This is a genomic window from Thalassobacterium maritimum (assembly GCF_031127805.1).
In the GTDB taxonomy this organism is placed as follows: domain Bacteria; phylum Verrucomicrobiota; class Verrucomicrobiia; order Opitutales; family Coraliomargaritaceae; genus Thalassobacterium; species Thalassobacterium maritimum.
Window position 1 is genome coordinate 1 of the sequence record NZ_JARXHW010000149.1, and the last position, 1,216, is coordinate 1,216.

At 46.4% G+C, this 1,216-nt stretch carries 2 protein-coding genes; both read left to right on the forward strand.

Features of this window, described 5'->3' with window-relative positions:
* Window positions 1-321 precede the first annotated feature (321 nt).
* A complete protein-coding gene (locus QEH52_RS19730; protein ID WP_308952678.1) occupies window positions 322-846 on the forward strand; it encodes a hypothetical protein in 525 nt (174 codons plus the stop codon).
* A 52-nt stretch (window positions 847-898) separates the two neighbouring features.
* Window positions 899-1,216: hypothetical protein (locus QEH52_RS19735; protein ID WP_308952679.1), on the forward strand; the 318-nt coding region annotated here is incomplete at its 3' end.

Below are 1,216 nucleotides of genomic sequence, written 5' to 3' on the forward strand. Positions count from 1 at the left end.
CTCCCCGACAGATATCATAGCCCTATAGTCTTATGGACATTTATAGTCATGTTGACCATCTTCGGGCTAGACTTCATCCCCAAACCATGAGCAGATCCAGACGCACCTATCAACTCCTTTCGCGCTCCGCGCTTCAGTCGCGATAGTGCTCCACGATCTACAGAAAGAATGAATCTGAAGCGACCAACTAACATTTTAGCCTTAATCGCGATAGGCGTGGGCTGCTGGTGGACTGGCTTAACTCTTTTTCAGCCCATATCTCGCATTTGGGCGACTGGCGCATCCGACCCGATTCCTTGGCTAGGCCTTTTCATAATCCCAATGATGCTTATCCCTGGAGCGATGGCGCTTTTTTACGGCATCGGTCTATTGAAAGAAGTAACCAAAGAACGAATCAAGGGAAGTGTCGGAGCTCTTGCTATTTTTGGAGCATTTTGGGCTGCGGTATACGTAGAGAAGTTCCTACTCCCAGAGAACAGCAATATGCTGTCTCTCCTTATAGCATTAGCGATCATCGTTCCGCTTTACGTATTCATCTCCAAGCGACTATATTATTCAGAGCAGCTCGAAGTTTCTGGGCGTGGTGAATTCATCGGAAAAGGTATTCTAACTTTGATCGCATGGATGATTTGGCTCTCATTGAGCGAGTTTGTGCGTGAGTATGCTCCAGTAAAAGAAGGTTATACGCACATTAAAGAAGAGCCGTGGGACACGCTCGGATTCATCGCGCCAATCATTATCGCATGGGCATTCTACAAGATTGCATCCAAGGCACTAACAAAATCGAAGGTAGATCAAGGCGGCATAGTCAACGACATTACGGCTCCGCCTCCATGTCGCGACTAGCCTTCACGATATACAAAAGAAAGAAGATAAGGCACTCTTCGTTGTTAAGGATATGTTTGAGATATCCAGGCGTGGCTTAGTTCTTGTTCCAGGAATCAAAGAAGGAAAACCGAATGTGGTAGTCGGTGAAGAAATCACTTTGTATCGACCTGATGGTTCAGTCCTAGAAACTCAAATTGCAGGAATTGAGATGATAAATTACCATACGATACCGAGAGAGATCGCAGTTCCTATCTTGCTTCCGAAGGAAATAAAAAAGGAAGAGATCCCAGAAGGCACACTAGTATATCGAAAGGTAGACTATCACCAGCCCGAGTCTGGGCATAATCGGGTAGACGGGAGCATTAACTCTCCCGTCCCCCACATCACC

Bases quoted from the DNA above. Each gene is read 5' to 3' on its own strand.
- QEH52_RS19730 (WP_308952678.1), top strand. From the start codon at position 322: ATGATGCTTATCCCTGGAGCGATGGCGCTTTTTTACGGCATCGGTCTA.